The 26,349-nt window shown below is 75.0% G+C and carries 17 protein-coding genes and 1 pseudogene; 4 read left to right on the top strand and 14 right to left on the bottom strand.

Annotated elements, in window-relative coordinates; all coding sequences use genetic code 11:
- Positions 1-122 precede the first annotated feature (122 nt).
- The 5 genes and pseudogenes from QCD66_RS09720 to gltB form a co-directional block, all read right to left on the bottom strand.
- Positions 123-353 (bottom strand): hypothetical protein, encoded by a 231-nt coding sequence (locus QCD66_RS09720; RefSeq protein ID WP_375735945.1) that lies wholly within the window; start codon positions 351-353, stop codon positions 123-125.
- Between the two features lie 160 nt (positions 354-513).
- Entirely contained in the window at positions 514-1,398 is an 885-nt protein-coding gene (locus QCD66_RS09715) for a hypothetical protein (RefSeq protein WP_407567082.1), read from the bottom strand.
- Positions 1,399-3,957: an FtsK/SpoIIIE domain-containing protein gene (locus QCD66_RS09710; RefSeq protein WP_407567081.1), complete on the bottom strand. Its 2,559-nt coding sequence runs from the start codon at positions 3,955-3,957 to the stop codon at positions 1,399-1,401. It lies immediately after the preceding gene.
- A 225-nt stretch (positions 3,958-4,182) separates the two neighbouring features.
- A pseudogene (locus QCD66_RS09705) lies at positions 4,183-5,659 on the bottom strand (glutamate synthase subunit beta).
- Positions 5,652-10,250, bottom strand: a complete 4,599-nt coding sequence (gltB, locus tag QCD66_RS09700; RefSeq protein ID WP_364215523.1) for a glutamate synthase large subunit — start codon at positions 10,248-10,250, stop codon at positions 5,652-5,654. Before gltB ends, QCD66_RS09705 begins: the two are co-directional and overlap by 8 nt.
- A gap of 145 nt (positions 10,251-10,395) precedes the next feature.
- Here gltB and QCD66_RS09695 point away from each other — a divergent pair, with 145 nt between their 5' ends.
- Together QCD66_RS09695 and QCD66_RS09690 are read left to right on the top strand one after the other, a co-directional pair.
- Positions 10,396-11,244, top strand: a complete 849-nt coding sequence (locus QCD66_RS09695) for a GNAT family N-acetyltransferase (RefSeq protein ID WP_364215526.1) — start codon at positions 10,396-10,398, stop codon at positions 11,242-11,244.
- 189 nt (positions 11,245-11,433) lie between these two features.
- Positions 11,434-12,789, top strand: a complete 1,356-nt coding sequence (locus tag QCD66_RS09690; RefSeq protein ID WP_375737356.1) for an IS4 family transposase — start codon at positions 11,434-11,436, stop codon at positions 12,787-12,789.
- Between the two features lie 77 nt (positions 12,790-12,866).
- Here QCD66_RS09690 and QCD66_RS09685 read toward each other — a convergent pair whose 3' ends face one another.
- Positions 12,867-15,830, bottom strand: coding sequence for an ATP-binding protein (locus tag QCD66_RS09685; RefSeq protein ID WP_407567080.1), 2,964 nt, complete (start codon positions 15,828-15,830; stop codon positions 12,867-12,869).
- A gap of 409 nt (positions 15,831-16,239) precedes the next feature.
- Here QCD66_RS09685 and QCD66_RS09680 point away from each other — a divergent pair, with 409 nt between their 5' ends.
- Positions 16,240-17,160 carry a hypothetical protein gene (locus QCD66_RS09680; protein WP_375734870.1) on the top strand — a complete coding sequence of 307 codons (921 nt, stop codon included), beginning with the start codon at positions 16,240-16,242 and terminating at the stop codon, positions 17,158-17,160.
- A 6-nt stretch (positions 17,161-17,166) separates the two neighbouring features.
- Here the strand turns inward: QCD66_RS09680 and QCD66_RS09675 are convergent, their stop codons facing one another.
- The 5 genes from QCD66_RS09675 to trpC all read right to left on the bottom strand — a co-directional run bounded on the left by QCD66_RS09675 (position 17,167) and on the right by trpC (position 22,631).
- Positions 17,167-18,375: an FAD-dependent oxidoreductase gene (locus tag QCD66_RS09675; protein WP_375734869.1), complete on the bottom strand. Its 1,209-nt coding sequence runs from the start codon at positions 18,373-18,375 to the stop codon at positions 17,167-17,169.
- A 25-nt stretch (positions 18,376-18,400) separates the two neighbouring features.
- Entirely contained in the window at positions 18,401-19,648 is a 1,248-nt protein-coding gene (lgt, locus tag QCD66_RS09670) for a prolipoprotein diacylglyceryl transferase (RefSeq protein ID WP_364215538.1), read from the bottom strand.
- A 91-nt stretch (positions 19,649-19,739) separates the two neighbouring features.
- Complete coding sequence (trpA, locus tag QCD66_RS09665; protein ID WP_375734868.1) at positions 19,740-20,534, bottom strand: tryptophan synthase subunit alpha; 795 nt, start codon at positions 20,532-20,534, stop codon at positions 19,740-19,742.
- A 67-nt stretch (positions 20,535-20,601) separates the two neighbouring features.
- A complete protein-coding gene (gene trpB, locus QCD66_RS09660; RefSeq protein ID WP_375734867.1) occupies positions 20,602-21,831 on the bottom strand; it encodes a tryptophan synthase subunit beta in 1,230 nt (409 codons plus the stop codon).
- Positions 21,828-22,631 (bottom strand): indole-3-glycerol phosphate synthase TrpC, encoded by an 804-nt coding sequence (trpC, locus tag QCD66_RS09655; protein WP_364215630.1) that lies wholly within the window; start codon positions 22,629-22,631, stop codon positions 21,828-21,830. Before trpC ends, trpB begins: the two co-directional genes overlap by 4 nt.
- Before the next feature lie 551 nt (positions 22,632-23,182).
- Between trpC and QCD66_RS09650 the strand changes: the two genes are divergently transcribed.
- The gene (locus QCD66_RS09650; RefSeq protein ID WP_364215547.1) at positions 23,183-23,515 is read left to right on the top strand and encodes a hypothetical protein; all 333 of its coding nucleotides are present in this window, start codon (positions 23,183-23,185) and stop codon (positions 23,513-23,515) included.
- A 145-nt stretch (positions 23,516-23,660) separates the two neighbouring features.
- Here the strand turns inward: QCD66_RS09650 and QCD66_RS09645 are convergent, their stop codons facing one another.
- The 3 genes from QCD66_RS09645 to hisI all read right to left on the bottom strand — a co-directional run bounded on the left by QCD66_RS09645 (position 23,661) and on the right by hisI (position 26,270).
- Positions 23,661-24,188 carry a Trp biosynthesis-associated membrane protein gene (locus QCD66_RS09645; protein WP_407567079.1) on the bottom strand — a complete coding sequence of 176 codons (528 nt, stop codon included), beginning with the start codon at positions 24,186-24,188 and terminating at the stop codon, positions 23,661-23,663.
- Between the two features lie 76 nt (positions 24,189-24,264).
- The gene (locus QCD66_RS09640) at positions 24,265-25,809 is read right to left on the bottom strand and encodes an anthranilate synthase component I (RefSeq protein ID WP_357540754.1); all 1,545 of its coding nucleotides are present in this window, start codon (positions 25,807-25,809) and stop codon (positions 24,265-24,267) included.
- A complete protein-coding gene (hisI, locus tag QCD66_RS09635; protein ID WP_364215554.1) occupies positions 25,806-26,270 on the bottom strand; it encodes a phosphoribosyl-AMP cyclohydrolase in 465 nt (154 codons plus the stop codon). Before hisI ends, QCD66_RS09640 begins: the two co-directional genes overlap by 4 nt.
- Between the last annotated feature and the right edge of the window lie 79 nt (positions 26,271-26,349).

The raw sequence follows: 26,349 nt of genomic DNA, 5'->3' as shown, positions 1-26,349 counted from the left end.
TCTCCCCCGGACCGGTCCCACGACCGGCCCTTGTCGGATATCCGAACACCTATCCAACACCGGATGGTGCACACGTGACCGGATGTCGCCACACCGGTCGGAATCGGCACTGCCCGGCGTCGTCACCGGCGCTCCCGCGACCCGGTGTCGGCCAGCGGCACCCGGGTCGACGGCGGAACTGTCGGCGGGTGACGGCGCCACCGGGACACACTGCCCTCGGACACCATCGCCGTCGGCACGGCACTGGTCGGGGCGGCGGCCGCCGGTACGGCGGTGCCGTCGGTCCGGTGCCGGCGGGCATCGGTGACCGCACCGGAAAGCCTACTCCTCGCCGTCACCGCGGTGTCGGCCACCACACCCCCCGGGAAAACCGCCCTACGGTGCGTTTCCGCCCCGGTGCCCGACCGGTCGACACCGGACCGCCCGCCCGGCACGGCGGCCGGACCGACGTGGTCACCGCCCGAGCCGGCCCGCCCCGGTGCCGGTCCGGCGGGTCCGCCGGCCGGGTCGTGGTCAGCCGCCGAAGACGGTACGCAGTGCGACGACGTACCCGCAGTAGGCGAGGACGGGCAGGACGAGACAGAGGGCGAAGCCGACGAGGACGTACCGGGACGGGGTCTCGTCGACGCCGGGTGGCCGGCCCCAGCGGCCGAGCACGAGGTAGCCGGCGAAGAACGCCAGCACCGGCAGCCCGGCGCAGGTCCAGGCGTAGAGGGTGAACGTGCCGACCGCGCCGAGCCCGGCACCGATCTCCAGCAGGAACATCGGCACGAGGCTGAGCAGGGCACAGCCCGCGTAGACGGCGGCGGCCCGGGCGAACGGCGACCACGACGGCAGCAGCGGCGGCCGCCGGGCGATCTGCTCGCCGGTGTGCGCGGCGGCGTCGGCGACGTCGGCGGCCTGCCGGGCGGACTCCAGTTCCGCGTCCGGGTCGGCTCCGGCGACGACACCGTCGGCACCCAGCGGCGGGCGGGGCCCCGGTACCGGCGCGGCCGGCAGCGCCGGGTAGCCGGCCGGCGGTGGCAGCTGCCCGGGCTTCGCCGGCTCCGGCCGGCCGGCCGGATACCGCGGCGCGGCGGCCGGCCCCGGTCCGGTGGGGTCCGGTCCCGCACCGGCCGGGTAGCCGGTCGCGGCGACCGGATACCGCGGGTGACCGCCCGCCGGGGCGTCCGGCCCGGCACCGCCGGCCGGCCCCGCCGGCACCGGGTCGGGCCGGCCGGCCGCCCGGCCGAGGTGGCGCAGCCGCTGCTCCTGTGCGTCGAGCCGGTGGCCGAGCTGGTCGGCGGCGGCCCGGGTCGCGGCCCGCCGGGCGGTGTCGGCGGCGGCGTCGCGCTCCCCGGCCCGGCGCAGCTCCGACAGGTGACGGGCCAGTGCGGCGTACTCCTCGAAGGTCGACACCTACCGCTCCTCGTCCAGCTCGTGTCCGGGCCGTACGAACGGCACGATCAGCCGGGTCCGCTGGTCGTGCCGGTCGACCAGCAGGGCCCGGTTGGGGCGCGGCGCGTACGACAGGTCGGGCACGCCGAGATAGAGCCCGAGTTCCCCGCCGGGCACGTTCAGCGCCACCAGGCAGGCGACGTCGTCACGGTTCTGCGCGCCGCCGATGTCCTCGGACAGCCGGCGCAGGCCCCGCCACCAGCCGAACAGGTGCACCCCGTGGGCGGGACCGCGGCGCAGCACCGCCTGCAGGTCGTCGAGCCCGGACCGGAACGTGTCGTCGCGCAGCCCGAGCACGCCGCTGGCGCCGTCCATGCCGAACACCACGACGAACGTGCGGCCGGTCGCCGGTCCGGCCGGCTCCGCCAGGGTACGTAGCTCGTCGCGCAGCCCGTTCGCGTCGATCCGGGTCACCGGGTGCCCGGCGGCGGCCAGCTCGTCGGCGCAGCGGTCGGCGACCTCGTCGGCGGCGGCGACCAGCGCGGCCAGCAGGAACCGGGCCGTACCCGGCTCGTGCTGGCGGGCGACGCTGACGGCCGCGGCGTGCAGGACCGCGGCGCCGACCGCCGACGTGCCCACGACGCCGAGGTGCCGGCCGGGGCTGGTGTCGACCGCGAAGCAGGCCGCGGTCAGGTCGACGTCGACGGTACGGCCGACCAGCGCCAGCGGGCGGCGGCCGCCGGGCTGGAGGCCGCGGAACGTGGGGTCGTCCTCGACGTGGGCGGCGTCGTAGCCGCGGAAGACGGCGGGCGGTCGTGATCCGGCCGGCCGGGCGTCCCAGAGTTCGTGGCGCAGCCGGGTGACGGCACCGGTGCCGGCGTGCGCGTCGGGGAAGCGGACGACGGTGTTGGCGCCGGCCAGGCCGGCGGAGGCGTTGACGACCGCGGAGCCAACCGGCAGGGTGCCGGCGGCCTCGTTGAGCTGGTGCAGCACCCCGTTGCCGCCGGGCAGCGCCACCCGCAGCGGGAACTGCCCGAAGATGGAGTCGATCTTTCCGTAGAGGGCTTCGATGCCGGACATGCTCTGGCTGGCCAGCACCAGGTGGATGCCGTACGAGCGGCCCTTGCGGGCCAGTTCCTCGAGCAGGGCGACCGCTTCGCGGGCCACCGCGTCGTTGCCGGCGAAGAGGACGTGGAACTCGTCGACGACGGCGACGACGCGCGGCGCCGACCGGTCGCGGGGCAGGTCGGCGAGCTTGGTGACGCCGTGGCGTTTCAGTGCCGCGGCCCGCCGGTTGAGTTCGCGGCGCAGTTCGCGCAGCACGGCGACGCCGTACTCGCGGTCGGACTCGATCCCGACGGCGCGGGCGTGCGGGATCCACGACGGGTCGCGGTCGGTGGGTACGAACTCGGTGAAGCTGACGCCTTCCTTGAAGTCGAGCAGGTAGAGGGAGAGCTGGTCCGGGCCGTAGCGGGCGGCGAGCCCGTAGAGGACGTCGAGCAGGAAGACGGTCTTGCCGGAGCCGGTACGGCCGCCGACGAGCCAGTGCGGGGTGGCGTCGTCGAAGGCCAGGGTCACCGGCTGGCGGCCGGACCGGCCGACGACGGTACGCAGCCCGGTCAGCGACGACTCCGTCCAGCGGCGGGGCGGCAGCAGGTCGGTGAAGTCGGTCGTGGAGTGTTGCCGGGTGGCGGCGGCCAGGTGCTCGGCGAGTGCGCGTACCGAGCCGGCGGGCGGGTCGCCGTCGAGGGTGACCGGCGCGGCCAGCCCGGAGCCGTCGGTGCTGAACGGCTGGCCGGGCGGGTCGCCGACCCGGGCGGCGGAGTCGTCGAGCCGGACCAGGGTGGTCGCGCCGAGCGGCGGCGGCGCGTCGCCGGCCGGGTAGCCGGCGAGCAGTACGCAGACCGCGGCGGCCGGACCGGCGTGGGTCAGTGCCGCCAGCCGGGCCAGTTCCCGGCCGGGCGGCAGGTTGGCGGCGACGACCAGCAGCAACTCGCCACGGGCGCCGGGCGCCGCGGTGGCCGAAGGGTCGCCGCCGTGGTCGTGCTGGGCGGCCCGGGCGTGCCGTTCGGCGGCGTCGAGCAGGTCGCCGACCTCGGCCTCGGTGGTCGCGGGCGGGGCGAGCACGCCAGCGTCGACCAGTGGCCGCAGCGGCAGGAACGTCGCGCCGAGGGCGGCGGTGTCCAGCGCGGCCACCCGTACGGTGCCGGGGGCGGCGGTGGCGAGCAGCCGCAGGGTGACGGCGCGCAGCAGCCCGCCGACGCGGGGGTCCCGGCCGTCGGTGTCGATGGCGAGGTGGTGGCCGCCGGCGAGCGGGACGACGGCGGGGAACGGGCCGTCCGGGGTGGTCGCCTCGCCGAGCCGGACCGGGACCGGGGCGGTGGTGAGGTCGGCGGCGCCCGGGGTCGGGTTGGCCAGCGTGGTGCCGACCCGGGCGAGCCGGCCGACGGTGTCGGCCGCGGCGGCGGTGTCGCCCGCCCGGCCGGGGGCGGCCAGCGCCGCCCGGGCCCGGTCGAGGTGTTCCCGGGCCTTCCGGTGGGCCGCGACCGCCTGCTCGTACGTGGTCGCGAGCCTGCCCACCCGTACCCCCACCCATGATCACGGCTGCGTAGTCACGAGCACACTAACCGAAGCACCGTACCGGCCAAAGGTCCCGCGCTCGCTCCCCCACGCCGCCGGACCGCCGTGATCCGCGTGATCAGGGACTTTGACCCGCGGCACGCCGACGACACGCCCGCCCCGGTCCCTGATCACGCGGATCACGGGCGGGGCGGGCGGGGCGGGAGAGGCGGTCGGTCGGAGGATCTAGCTGGGGGTCAGGGCTCTGGTGGTGGGGGTCACCGGGGCGGGCAGGGGGGGTGGGGGCGCCCAGGTGGTCGTGGATGGCGGCGGCGGCCGCCCGACCCTCGGCGATCGCCCAGACGATCAGGGAGGCGCCGCGGTGCATGTCACCGGCGACGAAGACCCCGTCGGCCGCCTGCCACGTCGCGTCGGTGTCGACGGCACCACGCGCGTTGCGCGCCACCCCGAACTGTTCCAGCAGCGGCTGCGGCTCGGTGCCCTCGAAGCCGATCGCCAGCAGCACCAGGTCGGCGGGGAGTTCCCGCTCCGACCCGGGGACCACGGTCACGACCCGGCGGCCGTCCCGCCGCTCGACGGTGACCTGGGCGATCCGGACCGCGCGGACCGCGCCGGTGCCGTCGTCGACGAACTCCTGGACCGCCACCTCGAAGATCCGCTCGCCGCCCTCCTCGTGGGCGGCGTACTCGCGCAGGATCCACGGCCAGGTCGGCCACGGGTCGCGGGCCTCGTCGCGGGCCGCCGGCGGCAGCGGGTACTGGTCGAGCTGGTAGACGGACTTCGCGCCCTGCCGGTGGGCGACGCCGAGACAGTCGGCGGCGGTGTCGCCACCGCCGATGATCACGACGTGCCGGCCGGCGGCGTCGATCGGCGCGGTCGCGTCCTTTCCGGCGACGACGCGGTTGGCGGCGACGAGGTGCTCCATCGCCTGGTGTACGCCGCGCAGCGCCCGCCCCGGCGTCTCCGGGGTGTCCCGGCCGGCGAGGGCGCCGCAGGCGAGCAGCACCGCGTCGTGCTCGGCCCGCAACCCGTCGGCGGTGACGTCGACGCCGACGTTCACGCCGGTGCGGAAGACGACCCCCTCGGCGGCCAGCTGGGCCAGCCGCCGGTCGATGTGCTCCTTCTCCAGCTTGAAGTCGGGGATGCCGTACCGCAGCAGGCCGCCGATCTCGTCGTCGCGCTCGTACACGGTCACCCGGTGACCGGACCGGGCGAGCTGCTGCGCGGCGGCGAGACCCGCCGGGCCGGAGCCGACGACGGCGACCGACCGGCCGGTGGGCGCCGGGGCCGGCTGCGCGGCGACCAGGTCGAGGTCGAAGGCCCGGTTGACGATCTCGACCTCGACCTGCTTGATGGTGACCGGTTCGCCGCCGGCGATGCCGAGCACGCAGGCCGCCTCGCACGGCGCCGGACACAGCCGCCCGGTGAACTCCGGGAAGTTGTTGGTGGCGTGCAGCGACTCGATCGCGCTCGCCCAGCTCCCGGTACGGACCAGGTCGTTCCAGTCCGGGATGCGGTTGCCGAGCGGGCAGCCGTCGTGGCAGAACGGGATGCCGCAGTCCATGCAGCGGGTCGCCTGCTCGGTGATCAGCTCGTCCGGGGCGGACGGGTAGACCTCCCGCCAGTCGGAGATGCGGACCGGCACCGGACGCCGGGCGGGCATCCGCCGGCCGTAGCGCAGGAATCCGTTCGGGTCAGGCACGGGCCACCTCCATGACGGCCTGGTCGACGTCACGGCCGGCGGCTTCGGCGGTCCGGATCGCTTCGATCACACGCTTGTAGTCACGCGGTACGACGGCGGTGAACTCCTCGACCGCCTCCGTCCAGCGCTTGAGCAGGGCCTCGGCGACCGCCGAGCCGGTCTCGGTGCGGTGCCGTTCGACGAGTTCGCGCAACACGACCTGTTCGGCGTCGGTCAGCGGGGTCAGCTCGACCAGTTCCGGGTTGACCCGGCGCGGGTCGAGCCGCCAGACGTACGCGGCCCCGCCGGACATGCCGGCGGCGAAGTTGCGCCCGGTCGGGCCGAGCACCACGACGGTGCCGCCGGTCATGTACTCGCAACCGTGGTCGCCGACCCCCTCGACGACCGCGACGCCGCCGGAGTTGCGTACGGCGAACCGCTCGCCGACCCGGCCGCGCAGGAAGATCTCGCCGCCGGTGGCGCCGTACAGGATGGTGTTGCCGGCGATGATCTGGTCCTCGGCGACGAACGGGGCGCCGGCGTCGGGGCGGATGACGATCCGGCCGCCGGACAGGCCCTTGCCGACGTAGTCGTTGGCGTCGCCGCGCAGCCGCAGCGTGACGCCGCGCGGCAGGAAGGCGCCGAACGACTGGCCGGCGGTGCCGTCGAGGGTGAACTCGATGGTGTCCTCGGGCAGGCCGGCGCCGCCGAAGCGGCGGGTGACCTCGCCGCCGAGCATCGCGCCGACGCTGCGGTGCTCGTTGCGTACGGCGACGGTGGCCCGCACCGGGGTGCCGGCGGACAGGGCCGGGGCGGCCAGGGCGAGCAGCTCGTTGTCGAGCGCCTTCTCCAGGCCGTGGTCCTGGGCGCGGACGCCGCGCCGCGCCGCGTCCTGCGGGACGTCCGGCAGGTGCAGCACCGGCGACAGGTCCAGGCCCTGCGCCTTCCAGTGGTCGACGGCCCGCAGCACGTCGAGGACCTCGGTGCGGCCGATCGCCTCCTCGACCGAGCGGAAGCCGAGGTCGGCGAGGATGGTGCGGACCTCCTCGGCGAGGAAGAGGAAGAAGTTCTCCACGAACTCGGGCTTGCCGGTGAAGCGGTCGCGCAGCACCGGGTTCTGGGTGGCGATGCCGACCGGGCAGGTGTCGAGGTGGCAGACCCGCATCATGACGCAGCCGGCGACGATCAGCGGGGCGGTGGCGAAGCCGAACTCCTCGGCGCCGAGGAGGGCGGCGACGACGACGTCGCGACCGGTCTTGAGCTGCCCGTCGACCTGCACCGTCACCCGGTCGCGCAGCTTGTTGACCAGCAGCGTCTGCTGGGTCTCGGCCAGGCCCAGTTCCCACGGGGTGCCGGCGTGCTTGAGCGAGTTGAGCGGTGACGCGCCGGTGCCGCCGTCGTGGCCGGAGATCAGGATGACGTCGGCCTTGAGCTTGGCGACGCCGGCGGCGATGGTGCCGACGCCGACCTCGGAGACCAGCTTGACGTGCACCCGGGCGGCCGGGTTGACGCACTTGAGGTCGTGGACGAGCTGGGCCAGGTCCTCGATCGAGTAGATGTCGTGGTGCGGCGGCGGCGAGATCAGGCCGACGCCCGGGGTGGCGTGCCGGGTCTTGGCGATCCACGGCCACACCTTGTTGCCCGGAAGCTGGCCGCCCTCGCCGGGCTTGGCCCCCTGCGCCATCTTGATCTGCAGGTCGTCGGCGTTGACCAGGTATTCGCTGGTGACGCCGAAGCGGCCGCTGGCGATCTGCTTGACCGCGGAGCGGCGCTCCGGGTCGTGCAGCCGCTCGACGTCCTCGCCGCCCTCGCCGGTGTTGGACTTGCCGCCCAGCCGGTTCATCGCCACGGCCAGGGTCTCGTGCGCCTCGGCCGAGATCGAGCCGTACGACATCGCGCCGGTGGCGAACCGCTTGACGATCTCGCTGGCCGGCTCGACCTCGTCGAGCGGCACCGGCGGGCGCAGCCCGTCGCGGAAGGTGAACAGGCCGCGCAGCGAGCCGGCCCGCCCGGCCAGCTCGTCGACCTTGGCGGTGTAGCTCTTGAAGACCTCGTACTGGCGGCTGCGGGTGGCGTGCTGGAGCAGGAACACCGTCTCGGGGTTGAACAGGTGCAGTTCGCCCTCGCGGCGCCACTGGTATTCGCCGCCGACGTCGAGGCGGCGGTGCGTGTCGTCGGCCCCGGCGGCACCGCCGGCCGGGTAGGCGGTCGCGTGCCGGGCGGCGATCTCGGCGTGGATGCCGTCGAGGTCGACGCCGCCGATCCGGCTCGGCGTACCCGCGAAGTAGCGCCGGACCAGGGTGTTCTCCAGGCCGACGGCCTCGAAGACCTGGGCTCCGCAGTACGACGACACCGTGGAGATGCCCATCTTGGACATGATCTTCAGGACGCCCTTGCCGAGCGCCTTGACGTAGTTGCGGACCGCCTTGTTGGGGGCGACGCCCGGCAGCGCGCCGGTGGCGATAAGGTCCTCGACCGACTCGAACGCCAGGTAGGGGTTGACCGCGGCGGCGCCGTAGCCGATGAGGACGGCCGCGTGGTGCACCTCGCGGCAGTCGCCGGTCTCGACGATCAGCGCCACCTGGGTGCGGGTCTGCTCGCGTACGAGGTGCTGGTGCACGGCCGCGGTGAGCAGCAGCGACGGGATCGGGGCCAGCTCGGCGGTGGAGTCGCGGTCGGAGAGCACGAGGATGCGTACGCCGTCCTCGATCGCCTCGGAGACGTGCCGGCAGATCTCGGTCAGCCGGGCCTTGATGCCGGCGGCGCCGTCACGCAGCCGGTAGAGCCCGGAGACCCGGACCGCCTTGAAGCCCGGCAGGTCGCCGTCGTCGTCGATGGACAGCAGCTTGGCCAGCTCGTCGTTGTCGATGACCGGGTACGGCAGCACGATCTGCCGGCAGCTCGCCGGGCCGGGGGCGAGCAGGTTGGCCTCCGGGCCGATGGTGGCCTGGAGGCTGGTGACCAGCTCCTCGCGGATGGCGTCCAGCGGCGGGTTGGTGACCTGGGCGAAGAGCTGGTGGAAGTAGTCGTAGAGCAGCCGCGGCCGGGTGGACAGCGGCGCGATCGGGGTGTCGGTGCCCATCGAGCCCAGCGGTTCGGCGCCGCTGCGGGCCATCGGGGCGAGCAGGATCTTCAGCTCCTCCTCGGTGTAGCCGAAGATCTGCTGGCGGCGCCGTACCGAGTCGTGGGTGTAGACGGTGTGCTCGCGCTCGGGCAGGTCGGCGAGGTCGATCAGGCCGGCGTGCAGCCACTGGTCGTACGGCTGCGCGGCGGCCAGCTCGGCCTTGATCTCGTCGTCCTGCACGATCCGGCCGGCGGCGGTGTCGACCAGGAACATCCGGCCGGGCTGCAACCGGCCCTTGGCGACCACGGTGGCCGGGTCGAGGTCGAGCACGCCGGCCTCGCTGCCGAGCACGACCAGGCCGTCGCTGGTGCGCCACCAGCGGCCCGGCCGCAGCCCGTTGCGGTCGAGTACGGCGCCGACGACCGACCCGTCGGTGAACGCGACCGACGCCGGGCCGTCCCACGGCTCCATCAGGCTGGCGTGGAAGCGGTAGAAGGCGCGCCGGGCCGGATCCAGGTCCGGGTCGTTCTCCCACGCCTCCGGGATCATCATCAGCACGGCGTGCGGCAGGCTACGGCCGGCCAGGTGCAGCAGTTCGAGGACCTCGTCGAAGTTGGCCGAGTCGGAGGCGTCCGGGGTGCAGACCGGGAACAGCCGCCGGATGTTGCCGGGGATGTTCGGGCTGGCCAGCAGCGCCTCGCGGGCGTTCATCCAGTTCTTGTTGCCGCGGATCGTGTTGATCTCGCCGTTGTGGGCGATGAACCGGTAGGGGTGCGCCAGCGGCCAGGACGGGAACGTGTTCGTGGAGAACCGGGAGTGCACCAGGGCGATCGCGCTGGCGACCCGCTCGTCGGTCAGGTCCGGGAAGAACGCCGGAAGCTGGTCCGGGGTGAGCATGCCCTTGTAGACCATGGTGCGCGCGGACAGCGACGGGAAGTAGACCGGGATGCCGCGCTCGGCGGTCTCCCGTTCGGCCCGCTTTCGTACGCAGAACGCGACCCGGTCCAGGTCGAGGCCGGTCAGGGCCGAGCCGGCCGGCCCGGCGGGCGAGTCGGTGAGCCGTTCGGCGGCGAGGAACACCTGCCGGATCCGGGGCCGGGCGGCGAGGGCGGTCTCCCCCAGGTCGTCCGCGTTGACCGGTACGTCCCGCCAGCCGAGGATCTCCGCGCCCTCGACCAGGGCGTACTTGTTGAGGATCGTGGCGGCCCGGGCGGCGGCCCCGTCGTCGTCGGGCAGGAAGGCCAGGCCGGTCGCGTACTGCCCGGGCGGCGGGAGCGGGAAGTCGACGACGTCGCGCAGGAACGCGTCGGGAACCTGGAGCATGATGCCGGCGCCGTCGCCGGTGTTGTGTTCCGCGCCACGGGCACCCCGGTGATCGAGCCGACAGAGCGCGGAGAGGCCCTTGGCGACCACGGCGTGCGACCGGCGGCCGTTCAGATCGGCGACGAACGCGACCCCGCAGGCGTCGTGCTCGTATGCCGGGTCGTACAGCCCCTGGGCGGGTCCACCGGGGCGGATCGGCCGGCTCTGAGGGTGCGAAGAAGCCACCGGGCCTCCTGTCGTCAGTCACGTTGGTTCACGGTCGGGACGACGTCGGCCCTGGGCGGATATTTGAGTCTACGTTAGGGGTCACCTGACTTCACCAGGCCGGATTGATCACACTTCCAGGATCTGGGACAGGTAGTCTCGCGCGGTGACCCACCTGGAAGGCGACATCTTCGACCGGCTGGAGCGTTTCTACGACGCGGTTCCCCGGGACGTGGCCCACACCGAGGATTTCGGCGGACTGGTGCTCTTCGTCCGCGACGGTGCGGGATGGCCGTTCTACGCCCGGCCGCGGCCCGGCGCCACGGAGCCGCCGTCCGCCGCCGACATCACCTCCGCACGGGCACGGCAGCGCGACCTCGGCCTGCCCGAGGCGTTCGAATGGGTGCACGACCACGATCCCGACCTGCTCGCGGTGGCCCGCTCGGCGGGGCTGTCGGTGCTGGAGGCACCGCTGATGGTGCTCGACCCGGCCGCGCTGCCGGCCCCGGCCACGCTGTCGGACGTGCCCGTACGCCTGCTCGACGTCGAGGCGGCCGGCTTCGCCGACGACCTCTCGTCGTCGGCGGCGGTCGCCGCGGTCGGATTCGGTACGCCGGGCGTGGCGGCCGGCCCGGTCGGTGCCGCCGAACGGGACGCCGCCCGGCAGCGGCCGACGGACGAGGCGGTCACCGAGGCCCGGACCCGGATCATCTCCGGACGGCGCGCGTACGCCGTCGCCGGTACGCCGTCGACCGGTCCGCTCGCCACCGGCATGTACCAGCGGGTCGGCGACGTCGCCGAGATCGCCGGGGTGGCGACGCTGCCGGCCGCGAGGCGCCGTGGGCTGGCCGCCGCGGTCACCGCGACACTCGCCCGGCAGGCCCTGGACAGCGGCGCCGGCCTGGTGTTCCTCTCGGCGGGCAGCGAGGACGTGGCCCGGGTCTACCTCCGGGTCGGCTTCCGCCGGATCGGCACCGCCTGCATCGCCGAGCCGGCAGCGGTCGCGGCGGTCTGACCCGCCCGCCCGGGCACGTAACGCCGGGCGCCGCCCAGGCACGTAACGCCGATCAAGGACTAGTTGCAACGCCGTTCAGTTAGGGGTGGGCGGGGCTGGTCAAGGGGTGTGTTGATCAGGAAGTGAGAAGCGGGGTTCCGGTATCAAGGTTTGTCACTCCAAGACAACCCGAACCAGGAACCCCGCTTGGTGGATCAGATTGCCATAACACGGACGGTCACGGTAGCTGCCGGACCGTTCGCGGCGGGTCATCTCGGTGAGTTGACCCGCCTCGTGCCGTTCGAGATGGTCGATGACGTGCTGGCCACGACCCGGCGTACGCAGCGACGGGTCCGTCTGTTGCCGGCCCGGGTCGTGGTGTACCTGCTACTGGCCGGCTGTCTGTTCGCCGACCTCGGCTACCGGCAGGTGTGGGCGAAACTCGTCGCCGGCCTACGCGGGCTACCAGTCGCCGATCCCAGTGGCAGTGCGTTGCGGCAGGCCCGGCAACGACTCGGCCCAGCCCCGTTACGGGCCCTGTTCGACCTGCTACGCGGCCCTGCGGCCACCGGCGCCGTCGCCGCGGTGTGGTGGCGGGGCCTGCTACCGGTCGTCATCGACGGCACCGTCATCGCCGTAGCGGACTCGCCGGCCAACCTGCGCCGCTACGTCAAACACCGCTGTAACAACGGCGGCTCCGGCTACCCGACACTGCGGCTGAGCGCCCTGCTGGCCTGCGGCACCCGATCGATACTCGACGCCGTGTTCGACCCGAGCACCACCGGCGAGACAGTCCAAGCCGAGCGACTGGCCCGCAGCCTACGCGCCGGGATGCTGCTCCTGGCCGACCGCAACTACGCCGCCGCCGCCCTGATCACCACAATCACCACGACCGGAGCGGACCTGCTGATCCGCTGCAAGACCGGCCGCAGGCTCCCCCTGATCCGCCGTTACCACGACGGTTCCTGGCTGTCGGTCATCGGCGGCCGACACGTCCGCGTGATCGAGGCCCGGATCAGCATCACCACCACCGCCGGCAGCCACACCGGCGACTACCGGCTCATCACCACCCTGCTCGACCCGCGTCGCTACCCCGCCGCCGACCTCGTCGCCCTCTACCACCAGCGATGGGAGATCGAGACCGCCTACCTGGAACTCAAGTCCACGATCCTCGGCGGCCGGGTCCTGCGTGCCCGCACCCCCGACGGCGTCGACCAGGAGATCCATGCCCTGCTGATCGTCTACCAACTGCTACGGACCGCCATGACCGACGCCACCGACAGCCGGCCCGGCCTCGACCCGGACCGGGCCAGTTTCACCACCGCCCTCAACGCCGCCCGCGACCAGGTCGTCCACGCCGCCGGCGTCATCGCCGATACCGTCATCGACCTGGTCGGCGCCATCGGCGAACGTGTCCTGGCCGATCTGCTACCCAAACGCCGCATCCGCACCAAGACCCGCATGATCAAACGCTCGAACTCCAAATACCAGGCCCGCGGACCGAACATCGACCGCCGCACCTACAAGGCCACCACCAACATCGACGTCATCACCAACGAACCTTGACCAACCAGCCACCGCCCTAACTGAACGGCGTTGGGACTAGTTGCGCGAATCGTGCGCACTTTGTCCCGATACATCCCCTAGATCGACGGAACGGCCGGGTGCGCCGGGTGCACGGGCGGGACGGCCGCAGGCACCGGTGGGACGGCCGCCGGGCTGTGCGACGGGGCGGTCAGGAGGGTATCGAGGGCGGCGGAGCCGCCGTACCCGTACGCCGTCCGGAATCCGTCGGCGCCCAGGGTGGCCCGCAGTGCCCGCGCGGTCGCCGACACCCCGGCCTGTTCGCAGGCGGGGACCGGCGCGCCGATCTCGGCGCGGATCCGGCCCGCCGCCCCGAGCAGCCGTACGCCGCGTACCGGGACCCCGTCGAGCCGGGCCACCTCGGCCAGCGCCTCGACCACGCTCGCCGTACGCCACCGGTCGCCGACCTGCCGGTGGGCGGCCAGGCTCAGCGCCAGGTGCGCCGCGGCCACGTCGGTGCGGCCGGCCCGCAACTCCACCAGTCCGCGCAGGTTGTGTGCCCAGCCCAGCCCTTCGGGGAAGCCGAGCGCCGCGTAGCGCTCCAGGGCGGCGTCGAGCAGTGCCGCCGCGCGGTCGCCGTCGTCGCGGTAGTACGCGACCGCGCCGAGGTTCATCAGCGCGGTCGCCACCGCCTCCGGGTCGCCGAGCCGGCCGTACCAGCGCAGGCTGGCCCACAGCCGGGAGTCGGCCCGGTCCAGGTCGCCGGAGAGCCAGGCGGTGAAGCCCCGCAACTGGGTGGCCTGGGCCTCGCCCCACTCGTCGCCGCAGGCGGCGTACCGGGCGGAGGCGGCGGCGAGATGTGCGGCGGAGAGCGCGTACTGGGCGCGTTCCCGGGCCACCGACCCGAGCGTCAGTTCGATCCGGGCGGCGGCCCGCTGGTCACCGGCGCGCTGGCAGGCGGCGAGCGCCGCCCGGGCGTGCCCGGCCGCCGCCGGGTAGTCGCAGAGCAGCATCGCCAGCATCGCCGCGGCGCTGCCGGCCCGGGCCCGCAGCGCGGCCGGCGCGTCCGGGTGCCGGTCGAGTCCGGCGGCGAGCCACGCGTGCCCCTCCCGGTAGTGGCCCTCCAGCCGGCAGTACATCCCCAGGGCGGCGGCCAGCCGCAGGTCGCCGTACGGTTCGGCGTGCGATCCGGGGCCGGCGAGCCAGGTCATCGCGGCCCGCAGGTTGGCCGTCTCGCCGCGCAGCCGGTGCAGCCACCGGTGCTGGTCCGCCCCGCGCAGCCGCCCGTCGGCCGCCTCGGCGAGGGCCAGGAAGTGCCGCGCGTGCGCCAGCCGGGCCGCCGGTTCGTCGCCGTCGCGCGCGAGCCGGTCCTGCGCGTGCCGGCGGATCGGCACCAGCATCCGGTACCGGACGGGGGCCGGGTCCGTACCCGGTCCGGTCGGTGCGGAACCGGCCGGCGCCGGCCCGGCCGTGGCCTGGCCGGCGGCGAGCCGGGCCAGGTCGGGACCGGCCAGCGCACCCGGTGCCGGCCGGTCCGGGCCGTCCGTGGGTACGGCCTCGACCAGCGACGCCTCGACCAGGGCCGGCAGCGCGGCAACCCCGCCCGGGCCGGCGACCGCCGCGACGGCGTCCGCGTCGAAGCCGCCGGCGAAGACCGCCAGCCGGTCGAACAGGGTACGCGCCGCCGCGTCGAGTTGATCCACACTGGACCCGATGGCCGCCGCCACGGTGCGGTGCCGGGCCGGCGCGGTCGGGTCGGTGCTGCGCAGCAGCCGGGGGTCGGCCCGCAGCCGCTCGACGATCTGCGGGACGCCGAGCACCGTCGTACGCGCCGCCGCCAGCTCGATCGCCAGCGGCAGCCCGTCGAGTTCGGCGCACAGGCGGGCCACCGCGTCGGCGCTCGACTCCGGCACCGGGCGGCCGGAGCGGGCCCGGGCCCGGTCGAGGAACAGCCGGGTCGCCGGGTGCGCCGCCAGGCCGGCCAGGGTGTGCCCGCCGACCGCGGCCGGGGTGGCCAGCGGCGGTACCGGCACGGCGGCCTCGGCCGGCAGCCGGAGCGCGATCCGGCTGGTCGCCAGCACCCGCAGCCGGGCGCAGCGGGTGAGCAGGTGGTCGACCAGTTCGGCGCAGCCGGCGACCAGGTGCTCGCAGTTGTCGAGCACGATCAGGGCGTCGGTGTCGCCGATCTCGTCGGCCAGGGTCGCCGGCACGCCGCTGCCGGCGACGTCGCGTACGCCGAGGGCCGCGGCGACCGCGGCCGGCACCAGCGCGGACGCCTCCACCGCGCTCAGGTCCACGAACCGCACCGACGCCGACGGGCGTACGCCAATGACCCGCTGCGCGGCGGCCAGCGCGAGCCGGGTCTTGCCGGCCCCGCCGGGGCCGGTGAGCGTCACCAGGCGGTGGGTGGCGAGCCGGCCGACGACCGTGCCGAGCAGTTCGTCGCGGCCGAGCAGGCTGGTCAGCGGCACCGGTAGCCGGCCCGGCCGGGCGTGCGGCCCGGGGTCGGCGGCCGGCCGGGCCTCGACGGCCTCGGTCGGGGTCGCCCACCGCTGCGCGAGGTCACCGCGCCGGGCCACCGCGGCCAGCTCCGGCAACTGCCCGCCCGGGTCCACCCCGAGATGTTCCAGGTAGGTCCGGCGGGCCCGGTCGTACACCGCCTCCGCCGACCGGCGCCCGTCCGCCAACGCGGCCGCCACGAGCAGCAGTTCCCACAGCCGTGGCCGCAGCGGGTGCGCGGCCACGGCACGGTCGAGGTCGGTGGCGGCGCCGGCGGCGGTACGGGCGGCCGCCGTCGCCGCGGCCACGGCGGCGGTTCCGGCGGTGGGCCCGCCGGCGGCGGCGATCGCCGCGGCGGCCAGCCGCAGCACGCACTCCGCGTGGTCCTCGTACACCGCCAGCCGGGCCGGCGCACCGGCGGTTCCGGCCGGGGCCGGACCGGTCGCCGCGGGCGCGGGTCGGCGGCGCAGCGCGGCGGCGAGCAGCGGTACGGCGCCGGCCAGGTCGCCGGCGGCCATCCTGGCCCGCCCACCGGCGGCCAGCACGTCGAACCCGCCGGCCGCACCGGTGTCCCGGTCGGACATGTCCGTGGCGGCGTCCGCGGTCTCCCGTCCGGCCCGAGGAGCTACGCCGGTCGGGGCCGCGTTCCCGGCACCGTGGGGCCGATCGGGATCAACGCGCCGCACGTGGGAGCCCTCTCTCTCGCCTCCGGGTAGTCTGCGCCGGCACCGCGACCCCGGTCAGCCTCCGTTCGGTCCGCGCGACCGGCGAACGGGCGATCCCTCGATCCGCTCGGCGGTCGCCCGCTGGCCGGTGTCGACGGCGACCGCCGGCGGCTGGCGGCCGTCGATATCCGTGGACAGGATGCCGGCCGGCTGCCACGGTGACCGCCATGACCGAGCGCAGCGAGGGCATCGGCCGGCTCAGGAGTAGTCATGTGCCGGCTGAGCGAAGCGAGGCTGGCACATGACCGAGCGGAGCGGGGAGCGGCACATGACCGATGCGGAGCGACGGGTCTGGGGGCGGCTGCCGGACGGTGCCCGCGACGCCCTGACGGCCCGGCTCGCGCCGGCGGACCTGCGGACGGCGCTGCTCGACGTGGCCCGTACCCGGGCGGCGGCGGTCCGGCCGGCGGACCTGCTGCGGCGGTGGCGCGACGACCGCTTCGTACGCCCCGCCGACAGCGACCCGAGGGTGCTGGCCGAGGTCGAGGCCCGGCTGTGGCGGCTGCTGCCCGCCGAGTTCGCCGGGGTGGAGCTGTCGCCGGTCGTACCGTTGGGCATCTGTTCGGCGGTCGCCCCGGTGAGCCAGGACCGGATCGTCTCCACGATGCGGGCGACCGAGGTGGTCAGCGACGCGACGAACGCGCTCGCCGTCGAGGCCGCCGTCCGGCGCCGCCGGCAGCCGGCGGCCGGCGAGGTGCACCTGGCGGCCAGCCACCGTCACCTGCGGGCCCAGCCCTTCGGGCCGGGGATGTCGGCGCACTTCCGGCTCTTCGCGCTGGTGTCCAGCGCCCGCGACACCGGCTCCGGCAGGACCGAGGCCCGGCTGCTCGTCCGCCACCTCTCGTACTGGCAGCGGGTGCTCGACGCGCTGCCCGCCACCCCGCGACTGCGGTACACGGTGCTGGACGATCCCGTCGTGGCCGAACGGGTCGCCGACACGGTGGTGCCCGCCCTGGCCACGGGCGGCGGCGTCGCCCTCGTCGAGGAGCCCGGGCGGGAGCGCGGCCGCGGCTACTACGTGGCCGCCGCGCTGCGGCTGACCGCCGGCGACGGGTCGGAAGCCGTCGAGCTGGGCGACGGCGGCTTCACCGGGTGGACGGCGCTGCTCACCGGTGACGCCAAGGAACGCTGCCTGGTCTCCTGCCTGTCGACCGAACGCCTCGCCGCCCTCGCCGGCACCCCGCGCTGACCGGCGTCAGTCCGGCGGCTGCCAGCCCGTCGCGGCGGCCGCCGCCCGTCCCATCAGGCGGGGGCTGATGGTGCCGAGGGCGGCGTCCCGGGCGCGCAGGGCCAGCCGGCCCCGGGTACGCAGCACCGCCGACATCCGCCGGGTCTGCCGTACGACGGTGACCGTGCGGGTGTGGCGCAGCCGCTGGTAGGTCGACAGGGCGGCCCGGGCGCCGGGACCGGGCAGCGCCGAACGCAGCACCGCGGCGAGGGTGGCGGCGTCCTCGAACGCCAGGCAGGCGCCCTGGCCGAGGTGGTGCGGCATGCCGTGCGCGGCGTCGCCGAGCAGCGCGAAGCCGCCGGTGCCGACCGGGAACGCGTACGCCTTCGGCAGCGGCCGCAGTTCGCGTACCTCCTGCTGCACCAGGTCGTCGGGTTCGGTCGCGGCGAGCAGTTCGCCGACCGGGGCGGGCCAGCCGGCGAGCCAGCGGCGCAGCAGGGTGAGTTGGGTGGCCGGGGATTCCGGCCGGGGAGCGCCGGCCGCCGTGGCGATCCAGTAGATGCCGCCGCGGGTCGAGCCGCCGGACGAGCCGCGCTCGCCGAGCGAGGCGGCCACGAACCGGTAGCCGGCGCCGAGGAACTCGCCACCGACCGGCCCGTCGGCGGGGAGCCGCGGTGCCCGGTACCAGGGGATGACGGCCCGCCAGGCGGCGCAGCCGGAGCTGACGACGGCCGCTTCCGGAGCCAGCCTGCGGCGTAGCGTGCTGTCGATCCCGTCCGCGGCGACGACCAGGTCGGCCTCGAACGTCTGCCGGCCGTCGTCGACCGCCGGCCGCTCGCCGGCGGCGGAGCGCAGCGCCCGTACGGCGACTCCGGTGCGGATGTCGACCCGGTCGCCGAGCCCGGCGACGAGGGCGTCGTGCAGGTCCTCCCGGTGCACGACGACGGCCCGCCCGGCACCGGGCGGCGGGGCGGGCTTGCGTGGCTGCACCAGCCACTGCCCGTCGGGGCGGCGTACGCCCAGGTCGGGCAGGGGCGTGGCGATGGCGTCGAGGCCCGCGCCGAGCCCGAGCGCGTGCAGCGCCCGGATCCCGTTCGGCCACAGCACCATCGCGGTGTGGTCGGCCCGCAGACGGTCGGCGCGTTCGAGCAGGGTCACCTGCCAGCCGGAGCGGGCCAGCGCGCCCGCCGTGGCGAGCCCGCCGATGCCCGCGCCGACGACGACAGCCGTACGCATGGTCGCCGTGCCTCCCCGCGCCGGGTCAGCGGTCGTCGCCGCGGGCGGTGGCCTCGCCGGTGGTGCCTGTGCCGCCGGTCGCCGGCTTCCCGGCGTCGACTCCGGCGGGCTCGTCGCGCGCCGGCTCGTCGTCCGCGGTCGCGGTGTCGCCGTCGAGGTCGTCGTGCCGGCCGTCCGGTCCGGCGGGGCGCTCGTCGGCCCCGGCGGGCGGGTCGTCGTCGGGGACCTGACCGGTTTCCAGGTAGGTGGCGTACTGCTGCTCGGTCACCACCCGGTAGCCGTCCGGTGCCGGGTTGTCGGGACGGTTGGTGCCGGAGACGTCGACCTGGGAGACGTCGCCGCGCGGCCCGTCTGCTCCGGCCGGCGGCTCCCACCGGCCACCGATCGGCACCAGGAACTCCTGGGGGCCGCGCACGCGCAGGAAGTAGACCAGCGCGGCGGCGAAGACGAGGGCGGCGGTCCAGACGTTGAGCCGTACGCCGAGGATCTCGTTGGCCTCGTCGGTCCGCATCATCTCGATCCAGAACCGGCCGGCGGTGTAGCCCATCACGTACAGCGCGAAGGCCCGGCCGCGGCCGAGCTTCCAGCGCCGGTCGGCGAGCAGCACCAGGCCGGCGACGGCGACGTTCCACAGCGCCTCGTACGCGAACGTCGGGTGGTAGAGCCCGGGTTCGAGCACCGGGTTGCCCTCGGGGTCGAGCAGCGCGTGGCCGGGGCGTTCCGGGTCCATCCGGTGCACCTGCAGGCCCCACGGCAGCGTCGTCGGCCCACCGTAGAGTTCGTTGTTGAACCAGTTGCCGAACCGGCCGACGGCCTGCGCCAGCGGCAACCCGGGGGCGAGCGCGTCGGCGATCACGGTCAGCGGGATGCCGATCTGGCGGCCGCCGAGCCAGGCGCCGACCGCGCCACCGGCGACCGCGCCCCAGATGCCGAGGCCGCCCTCCCAGATGTAGAGGGCCGAGAGCGGGTCGCCACCCTCGCCGAAGTATGCCTCGGGCGAGGTGATCACGTGGTAGATCCGGGCGCCGACGATGCCGAACGGCACCGCCCAGACGGCGATGTCGAGCACCGCCCACGGCGGGGCGCCCCGGCTACGCAGCCGGTATTCGGTCACGACGCAGGCGACGACGATGCCGAGCACGATGCACAGCGCGTAGGCCCGGATCGGCAGCGGTCCGATCTGCCAGACCGCCGTGGAGGGGCTGGGCAGGGCCGCGAGGTAGTCCTGGCCGGACCATGAAGTCGCCTGGACCGGGAGCGAAGCGAGGGTCACGGGTGCACAGGCTACCGTCGTACGCCGGTGGGCGGCACCCCGGTCCGGCTGCGGGTTTGCCGCCGCCGGCCGACGACCGGCGGCGGAGCCGCTAGCGGCGGCGGACGCCTTCGGCGAGTTCGGCGCTCAGGGTCCGCAGCGCGGCCAGCCCGGTGGCCTCGTCGGGAACGTCGAGCAGGCAGCGGACCAGGGCGCTGCCGACGATGACGCCGTCGGCGTAGGAGCCCACCTGGGCGGCCTGCGCACCGGTGCCGACGCCGAGCCCGACACCGACGGCCAGGTCGGTGACCGCGCGGACCCGGCCGACCAGGGTCGGCGCCGCCGACGAGGTCTGTTCCCGGGCCCCGGTGACACCCATGACCGCGGTCGCGTAGACGAACCCCCGGCAGTGCTCGACCGTCATCGCGATCCGCGCGTCGGTCGACGACGGCGACACCAGGAAGGTGCGGTCGATCTGGTGGGCGTCGGAGGCCGCCAGCCACTCGTCGGCCTCGTCGGGGATCAGGTCCGGGGTGATCAGGCCGGTGCCGCCGGCGGCGGCCAGGTCGCGGGCGAACGCGTCGACGCCGTATTTCTCGATCGGGTTCCAGTAGGTCATGGTCACGACCGGGGCGCCGGTCGCGGCGACCGCCTCGATGATCCGCAGGGCGTCCCTGGTGCGTACGCCGCCGGCCAGGGCGATGTCGCTGGCCCGCTGGATGACCGGCCCGTCCATGACCGGGTCGGAGTACGGGATCTCGACCTCGATCACGTCGACGCCGGCCTCGACCATCGCGGTCATCGCCGCGATGCTGCCGTCGACGGTCGGGAAGCCGGCCGGCATGCAGCCGATCAGCAGCGCCCGGCCCTCGGCGCGGGCCTTCTCGAACGCCACGGAGATGCTCACGCCGCCACCTCGCTACGCTCGGCGGCGGCGTCTGCGACACCGCGCCCGATGGCTCGCTCGCGCTCGCTCATGCCTGCTCTCCGTCGAGGATGCCGAAGTAGCTGCCGGCGGTGTGGACGTCCTTGTCGCCGCGGCCGGACAGGTTGACCACGATGGTCGGCTCCCGGCCGAGTTCGGCGGCGAGCCGGGGGGCGATCTGCAGGGCGCCGGCCAGTGCGTGGGCGCTCTCGATCGCGGGGATGATCCCCTCGGTGCGGCACAGCAACTGGAACGCCGCCATCGCGTCGGCGTCGGTCACCGGCAGGTAGCTGGCCCGGCCGGCGTCGTGCAGCCAGGCGTGCTCGGGGCCGACACCGGGGTAGTCGAGCCCGGCCGAGATCGAGTGCGACTCGACGGTCTGCCCGTCCTCGTCCTGCAGCACGTAGGTGCGGGCGCCGTGCAGCACCCCCGACGAGCCGCCGGTGATCGAGGCGGCGTGCCGGCCGGTGGCGACGCCGTCGCCGCCGGCCTCGAAGCCGTAGAGGCGCACGTCGGTGTCGGGGACGAAGGCGTGGAAGATGCCGATGGCGTTGGAGCCGCCACCGACGCAGGCGGCCACGGCGTCGGGCAGCGCGCCGGTCAGCGCCAGGCACTGCTCGCGGGCCTCGGTGCCGATCCCGCCGACGAAGTCGCGGACGATCTCGGGGAACGGGTGCGGGCCGGCGGCGGTGCCGAGCAGGTAGTGCGTGGTGTCCACACTGGACACCCAGTCGCGCAGCGCCTCGTTGAGGGCGTCCTTGAGCGTGCGCGACCCGTTGGTCACCGGCACCACGGTGGCGCCGAGCATCCGCATCCGGGCCACGTTGAGCGCCTGCCGCTCGGTGTCGACCTCGCCCATGTAGACGACGCACTCCAGGTCGAGCAGGGCGGCCGCGGTCGCGCTGGCCACACCGTGCTGCCCGGCGCCGGTCTCGGCGATCACCCGGCGCTTGCCCATCCGCCGGGTCAGCAGCGCCTGGCCGAGCACGTTGCGGACCTTGTGGGCGCCGGTGTGGTTGAGGTCTTCCCGCTTGAGCAGGATCTGCGCCCCGGCCCGCTCGGACAGCCGCCGGGCACGGTAGAGGGGCGACGGCGTGTTGGCGTAGTCCCGCATCAGCGCGGCCAGCTCCACCTGGAAGGCTTCGTCGCCCTGCGCCTTGCGGTAGGCGGCCTCCAGTTCGTCGAGCGCGGCGACGAGCGCCTCCGGGACGAACCGGCCGCCGTAGCGCCCGAAGTGGCCACGCGGGTCGGGCAGCGCCGCGGTGTCGGCGGCGGTCACCGGACCGGCCTCGGGGTCGCCGGGTGGTTGCCGGCGTTGACCAGCTCGGCGACCGCGTCCCGCGGGCTCTTCTTGGTGACCAGCCCCTCCCCGACCAGTACGGCGTCGGCGCCGGCCGACGCGTAGCGGATCAGGTCGTGCGGGCCGCGTACGCCGGACTCGGCGATCTTGACGACGTTGCTCGGCAGGCCGGGGGCGATCCGCTCGAAGACCGACCGGTCGACCTCCAGGGTGCGCAGGTCGCGGGCGTTGACGCCGATCACCTGGGCGCCGGCCTCCAGGGCCCGGTCGGCCTCTTCCTCGGTGTGCACCTCGACCAGGGCGGTCATGCCCAGCGACTCGATCCGCTCCAGCAGCCCGACCAGCACGTTCTGCTCCAGCGCGGAGACCATCAGCAGCACCAGGTCGGCGCCGTTGGCCCGGGCCTCGTGCACCTGGTAGCTGGAGACGATGAAGTCCTTGCGCAGGATCGGCACGTCGACGGCGGCCCGTACGGCGACCAGGTCCTCCAGCGACCCGCCGAACCAGCGCCCCTCGGTGAGCACGCTGATGCAGCGGGCGCCGCCGGCCGCGTAGTCACCGGCGAGGTCCGCCGGGTCGGGAATGTCGGCCAGCGGCCCCTTGGACGGCGACGCGCGCTTGACCTCGGCGATCACCCCGACGCCGGGGCGGCGCAGTGCGGCGTACGCATCGCGCGGCGGCGGTGCCGCGGCGGCCAGCTCGCGGACCCGCTCCAGCGGGAGCAGTTGCTGGCGTCGCTCGACGTCCTCCCGCACCCCGGCAAGGATTTCGTCGAGCACGTTCTTGGAGGCCGCCGGCCCGGCGCCGCCATCTTCCGCGTGGGCATGCTCAGCACTCACCTACGGACTCCCCTCTCCGGGTGTCATGGGCCGATGCTAGGTGGCGCCACGCCGTGAACACCGTCCGGGGTATGGCGTGCCTCACCCGATGGGCTGGTGCATAATGCCCGGCCTGTGAAGACAAGATCACGCTGAGTATCCAGCCCCCCACCGAGACGCACCCCAGGATTAGAACACAAGTTTCAATCGACCGCAGTCCACCTACCGGGACCGCGTGATGCCGGTCCGGGCCGGGGTGGTCCGGGCCACGTTGTGACGTCGGTCAAGACGACGGGCGGCCGGGCCCGGAATCGGCGATCCTGGACAAGGCCGCACGGCGGTACGCGAACCAGGCGGCCGGGCACCGACCCCGCTCCGGCCCCGGTCACCCGAACCGTTGACGCGCAGGTCACCCGGGCGAAACACGCCCCGGGCAGCATCGGTTTCGGGCAGGCTGGCGCACTGGCGACCCGAAACACTCCCGGCGAAGACGTCCCACTGCGGAGATGAAGATGAACACTGCCGAGCGAGGCACCCCGATCGGTCTGCTCTCGATCCCCCGGGCCGTGCTGTCGATCGCGACCGGGGTGGTCGACACCGTCGAGCGGGCCGTCGTCGGCGAGGCCCGGATCCGCACCGCCCGGGGCAACGCCTGGGCCGCCATCTGCGCCGACCGGGAGCGGGCCAACCAGCGGGCCGAGATCCAGCGCCTGGTGGCGACCCTGAACGCGACCGACCGCGCCCTCGCGGCCGAGCGCACCACCGTTTCCGACACCACCATCCCCGGCCACGACACCGCCACGGCCGGCGAGCCGGTCGAGCCGGCCACCGTCCTGGCCCGCTGACCGGCGGATTCCGCGCCCGACAGCCGCCGCCCCCGCGCCGCCCGCACGCCGTCCTGATCGTCTGATGCTCAGGCGGTCGACACGCCGGGCGCGGTACGTCCCACCCGCAGACGATCGAGAGGGGCGACGGGGCCACAACGACGGATCAGTTGACCGTCGGGTCCTCGCCCCGGTCGAGGGCGTCCCAGGCGGCCGCCGTACCCGCGCCACCGACCCGCCCGTCGGCACCGCGGGCCGGGGCCGCCCGGCGCGCGGCACCGGTCGAACGGTCGTAGCGGGCCCCCATCGCCGGCCAGCGGTGCCCGCCGGCCGCGGTCGACGCCCCACCGGCGGCGACCAGCAGGCCTCCGGCCAGGCAGAGCAGCGGCCAGCCGGGACCGACGTCGACGTCGCTCAGGCCGACCAGCCCGTAGCCGCCGCCGGCGGCGATCCCGAGCCCGATCAGCGTCAGCAGCACGCCGACGAGCCGGCGTACGGCACCCCGGGTGGCCAGCACCGCACCGGCCCCGGCGAGCGCGACCAGGGCCAGCGCCGTCACCCAGGGCAGCAGGTCGCCGCCGGTCGACGTGGTCCGGGTCGGCGGCAACGGCGCGGCCCGCGGGGTCAGCTCGACCGCCCAGGTACGGGTCACCGCGTAGCTGGCCAGGCCGGCGCCGGCCAGCCCGAGCAGCACCGCGACCGTCAGCGCCCGGCGACCGGTGCCGGCCGGGGCGCCCCGGCGTCGGCGCCGTCCTCGGGCCGGTCGCCGGTCACCGCGCCGGCCGCAGGGTCTCCGCCGCCGCGATCGCGGCCAGCACGGCCGCCGCCTTGCTGCGGGTCTCCTGCTCCTCGGCGGCCGGGTCGGAATCGGCGACGATGCCGGCGCCGGCCTGCACGTAGGCCCGGCCGCGCCGGATCAGCGCGGTGCGGATGGCGATCGCCATGTCCATGTCGCCGCCGAACCCGAAGTAGCCGACCGTGCCGCCGTACACCCCGCGCCGGGTCGGCTCCAACTCCTCGATGATCTCCATGGCGCGTACCTTCGGCGCGCCGGAGAGGGTGCCGGCCGGGAACGTCGCGGCCAGCGCGTCGAACGCCGTCCGGTCCGGGCGCAACTGCCCGACCACGGTCGACACGATGTGCATGACGTGGCTGTAGCGCTCGATCGTGGCGAACTCCGGCACCTCCACGGTGCCCGGCACGCACACCCGGCCGAGGTCGTTGCGGCCGAGGTCGACCAGCATCACGTGCTCGGCGCGTTCCTTCGGGTCGGCGATCAGTTCGGCGGCCAGCGCCGCGTCGTGCTGCGGGGTGCCGCCGCGCGGGCGGGTGCCGGCGATCGGGTGCAGCAGCACCCGCCGGTTGCCGCCGGTCACCTTCAGGTGCACCTCCGGCGACGAGCCGACGATGTCGAAGTCGTCGAAGCGCAGCAGGTACATGTAGGGGCTGGGGTTGGTGGTGCGCAGCACCCGGTAGACGTCGAGCGGGTCGGCGGTGGTCTCGCGCTCGAACCGCTGGGAGACCACGATCTGGAAGCACTCGCCGGCCCGGATCGCCTCCTTCGCCTCCTCGACGGCCTTCGGGTAGGCCCCGTCGGCGGTCCGGCAGACCACGTCGCCGATCGGTGGCGCGTCGACCGTGGAGATCATCGGTGGGATCGGCCGGGACAGCGCGGTGGTCATCGCGTCGAGCCGGCCGACGGCGTGGTGGTAGGCGGCGGCGACCTGCCGGTGCCAGTCGGGGGCGTCCGGGTCGTCGGGCAGCACCGCGTTCGCGACCAGGATCGCCGAGCCCTCGTGGTGGTCGAGGACGACGAGGTCGGTGGCGAGCATCATGCCGAGTTCGGGCACCCCGAGGTCGTCGTCGGCCCGCGCCGGCAGCCGCTCGAAGCGGCGGACGAGGTCGTAGCCGAGATAGCCGACCATGCCGCCGGTCAGCGGCGGCAGGCCGCTGTCGGCGTCGAGGTCGGCGCTGCCGGCCAGCGCCGCCACCGTCTCGCGCAGCACCCGCACCGGGTCGCCGCCGGTCGGCAGCCCGGCCGGCGGGGTGCCCAGCCAGACCGCCTCGCCGTCCCGCTCGACCAGGGTGGCGCTGCTGCGGACGCCGATGAACGAGTAGCGCGACCAGGTCGCACCGGCGGCGCCCTGCTCGGCGGACTCGAGCAGGAACGTGCCGGGCCCGCCGGCCAGCTTGCGGTAGACCCCGACCGGGGTCTCCCCGTCGGCGAGCAGCCGGCGGATCACCGGCACCACCCGGCGGGCGCGGGCCCGCAGTGCGAAGGTCGCCTCGTCGGGGCTCACCGCTCCGGTCGTCATCGGTCGTCCTCCGGCCCGGTCGTCGGCTTGCCCTGTACCACGGGCAGGTCCTGGAAAAAACACGTCGGGTTGCCGGTGTGGCAGGCGGCGCCGACCTGCTCGACGCTCACCAGCACCGCGTCGCCGTCGCAGTCCAGGGCCACCGAGCGGACGTACTGGTGGTGGCCTGAGGTGGCGCCCTTGACCCAGTATTCCGACCGGCTGCGTGACCAGTAGGTGGCCCGGCCGGTGGTCAGCGTGCGGTGCAGCGCCTCGTCGTCCATCCACGCCACCATCAGGACCTCGCCGGTGGCGTGCTCGCGGACGACCGCGGCGATCAGGCCGTCGGCGTTGCGGCGCAGCCGGGCGGCGACCGCCGGGTCGAGGTCCGACGGCCGGACGGCGCCGGCCGCCGCCGGGGTCGCCGTGGCCGGGGGCGGCGCGGTGGGCGACCGGTCCGGGTTCAGTTCAGGTACGGGCACAGTCCCCGATTCTCCAGCACGGGTCCCGGCTCCGCCGACCCCGCCCCACGACACCGCCCCGGCCGGCGGCACCTGGTTC

Source organism: Polymorphospora sp. A560 (assembly GCF_045781765.1).
Lineage (GTDB): Bacteria > Actinomycetota > Actinomycetes > Mycobacteriales > Micromonosporaceae > Polymorphospora > Polymorphospora lycopeni.
Note: the sequence above shows the minus strand (reverse complement) of the source record. Positions and strands in the feature narration are given on the sequence as shown.

Coding starts and splice junctions, on each gene's coding strand:
- QCD66_RS09685 (WP_407567080.1), bottom strand. CDS start 15,830: ATGTCCGACCGGGACACCGGTGCGGCCGGCGGGTTCGACGTGCTGGCC.
- QCD66_RS09680 (WP_375734870.1), top strand. CDS start 16,240: ATGACCGATGCGGAGCGACGGGTCTGGGGGCGGCTGCCGGACGGTGCC.
- QCD66_RS09675 (WP_375734869.1), bottom strand. CDS start 18,375: ATGCGTACGGCTGTCGTCGTCGGCGCGGGCATCGGCGGGCTCGCCACG.
- QCD66_RS09650 (WP_364215547.1), top strand. CDS start 23,183: ATGAACACTGCCGAGCGAGGCACCCCGATCGGTCTGCTCTCGATCCCC.
- QCD66_RS09640 (WP_357540754.1), bottom strand. CDS start 25,809: ATGACGACCGGAGCGGTGAGCCCCGACGAGGCGACCTTCGCACTGCGG.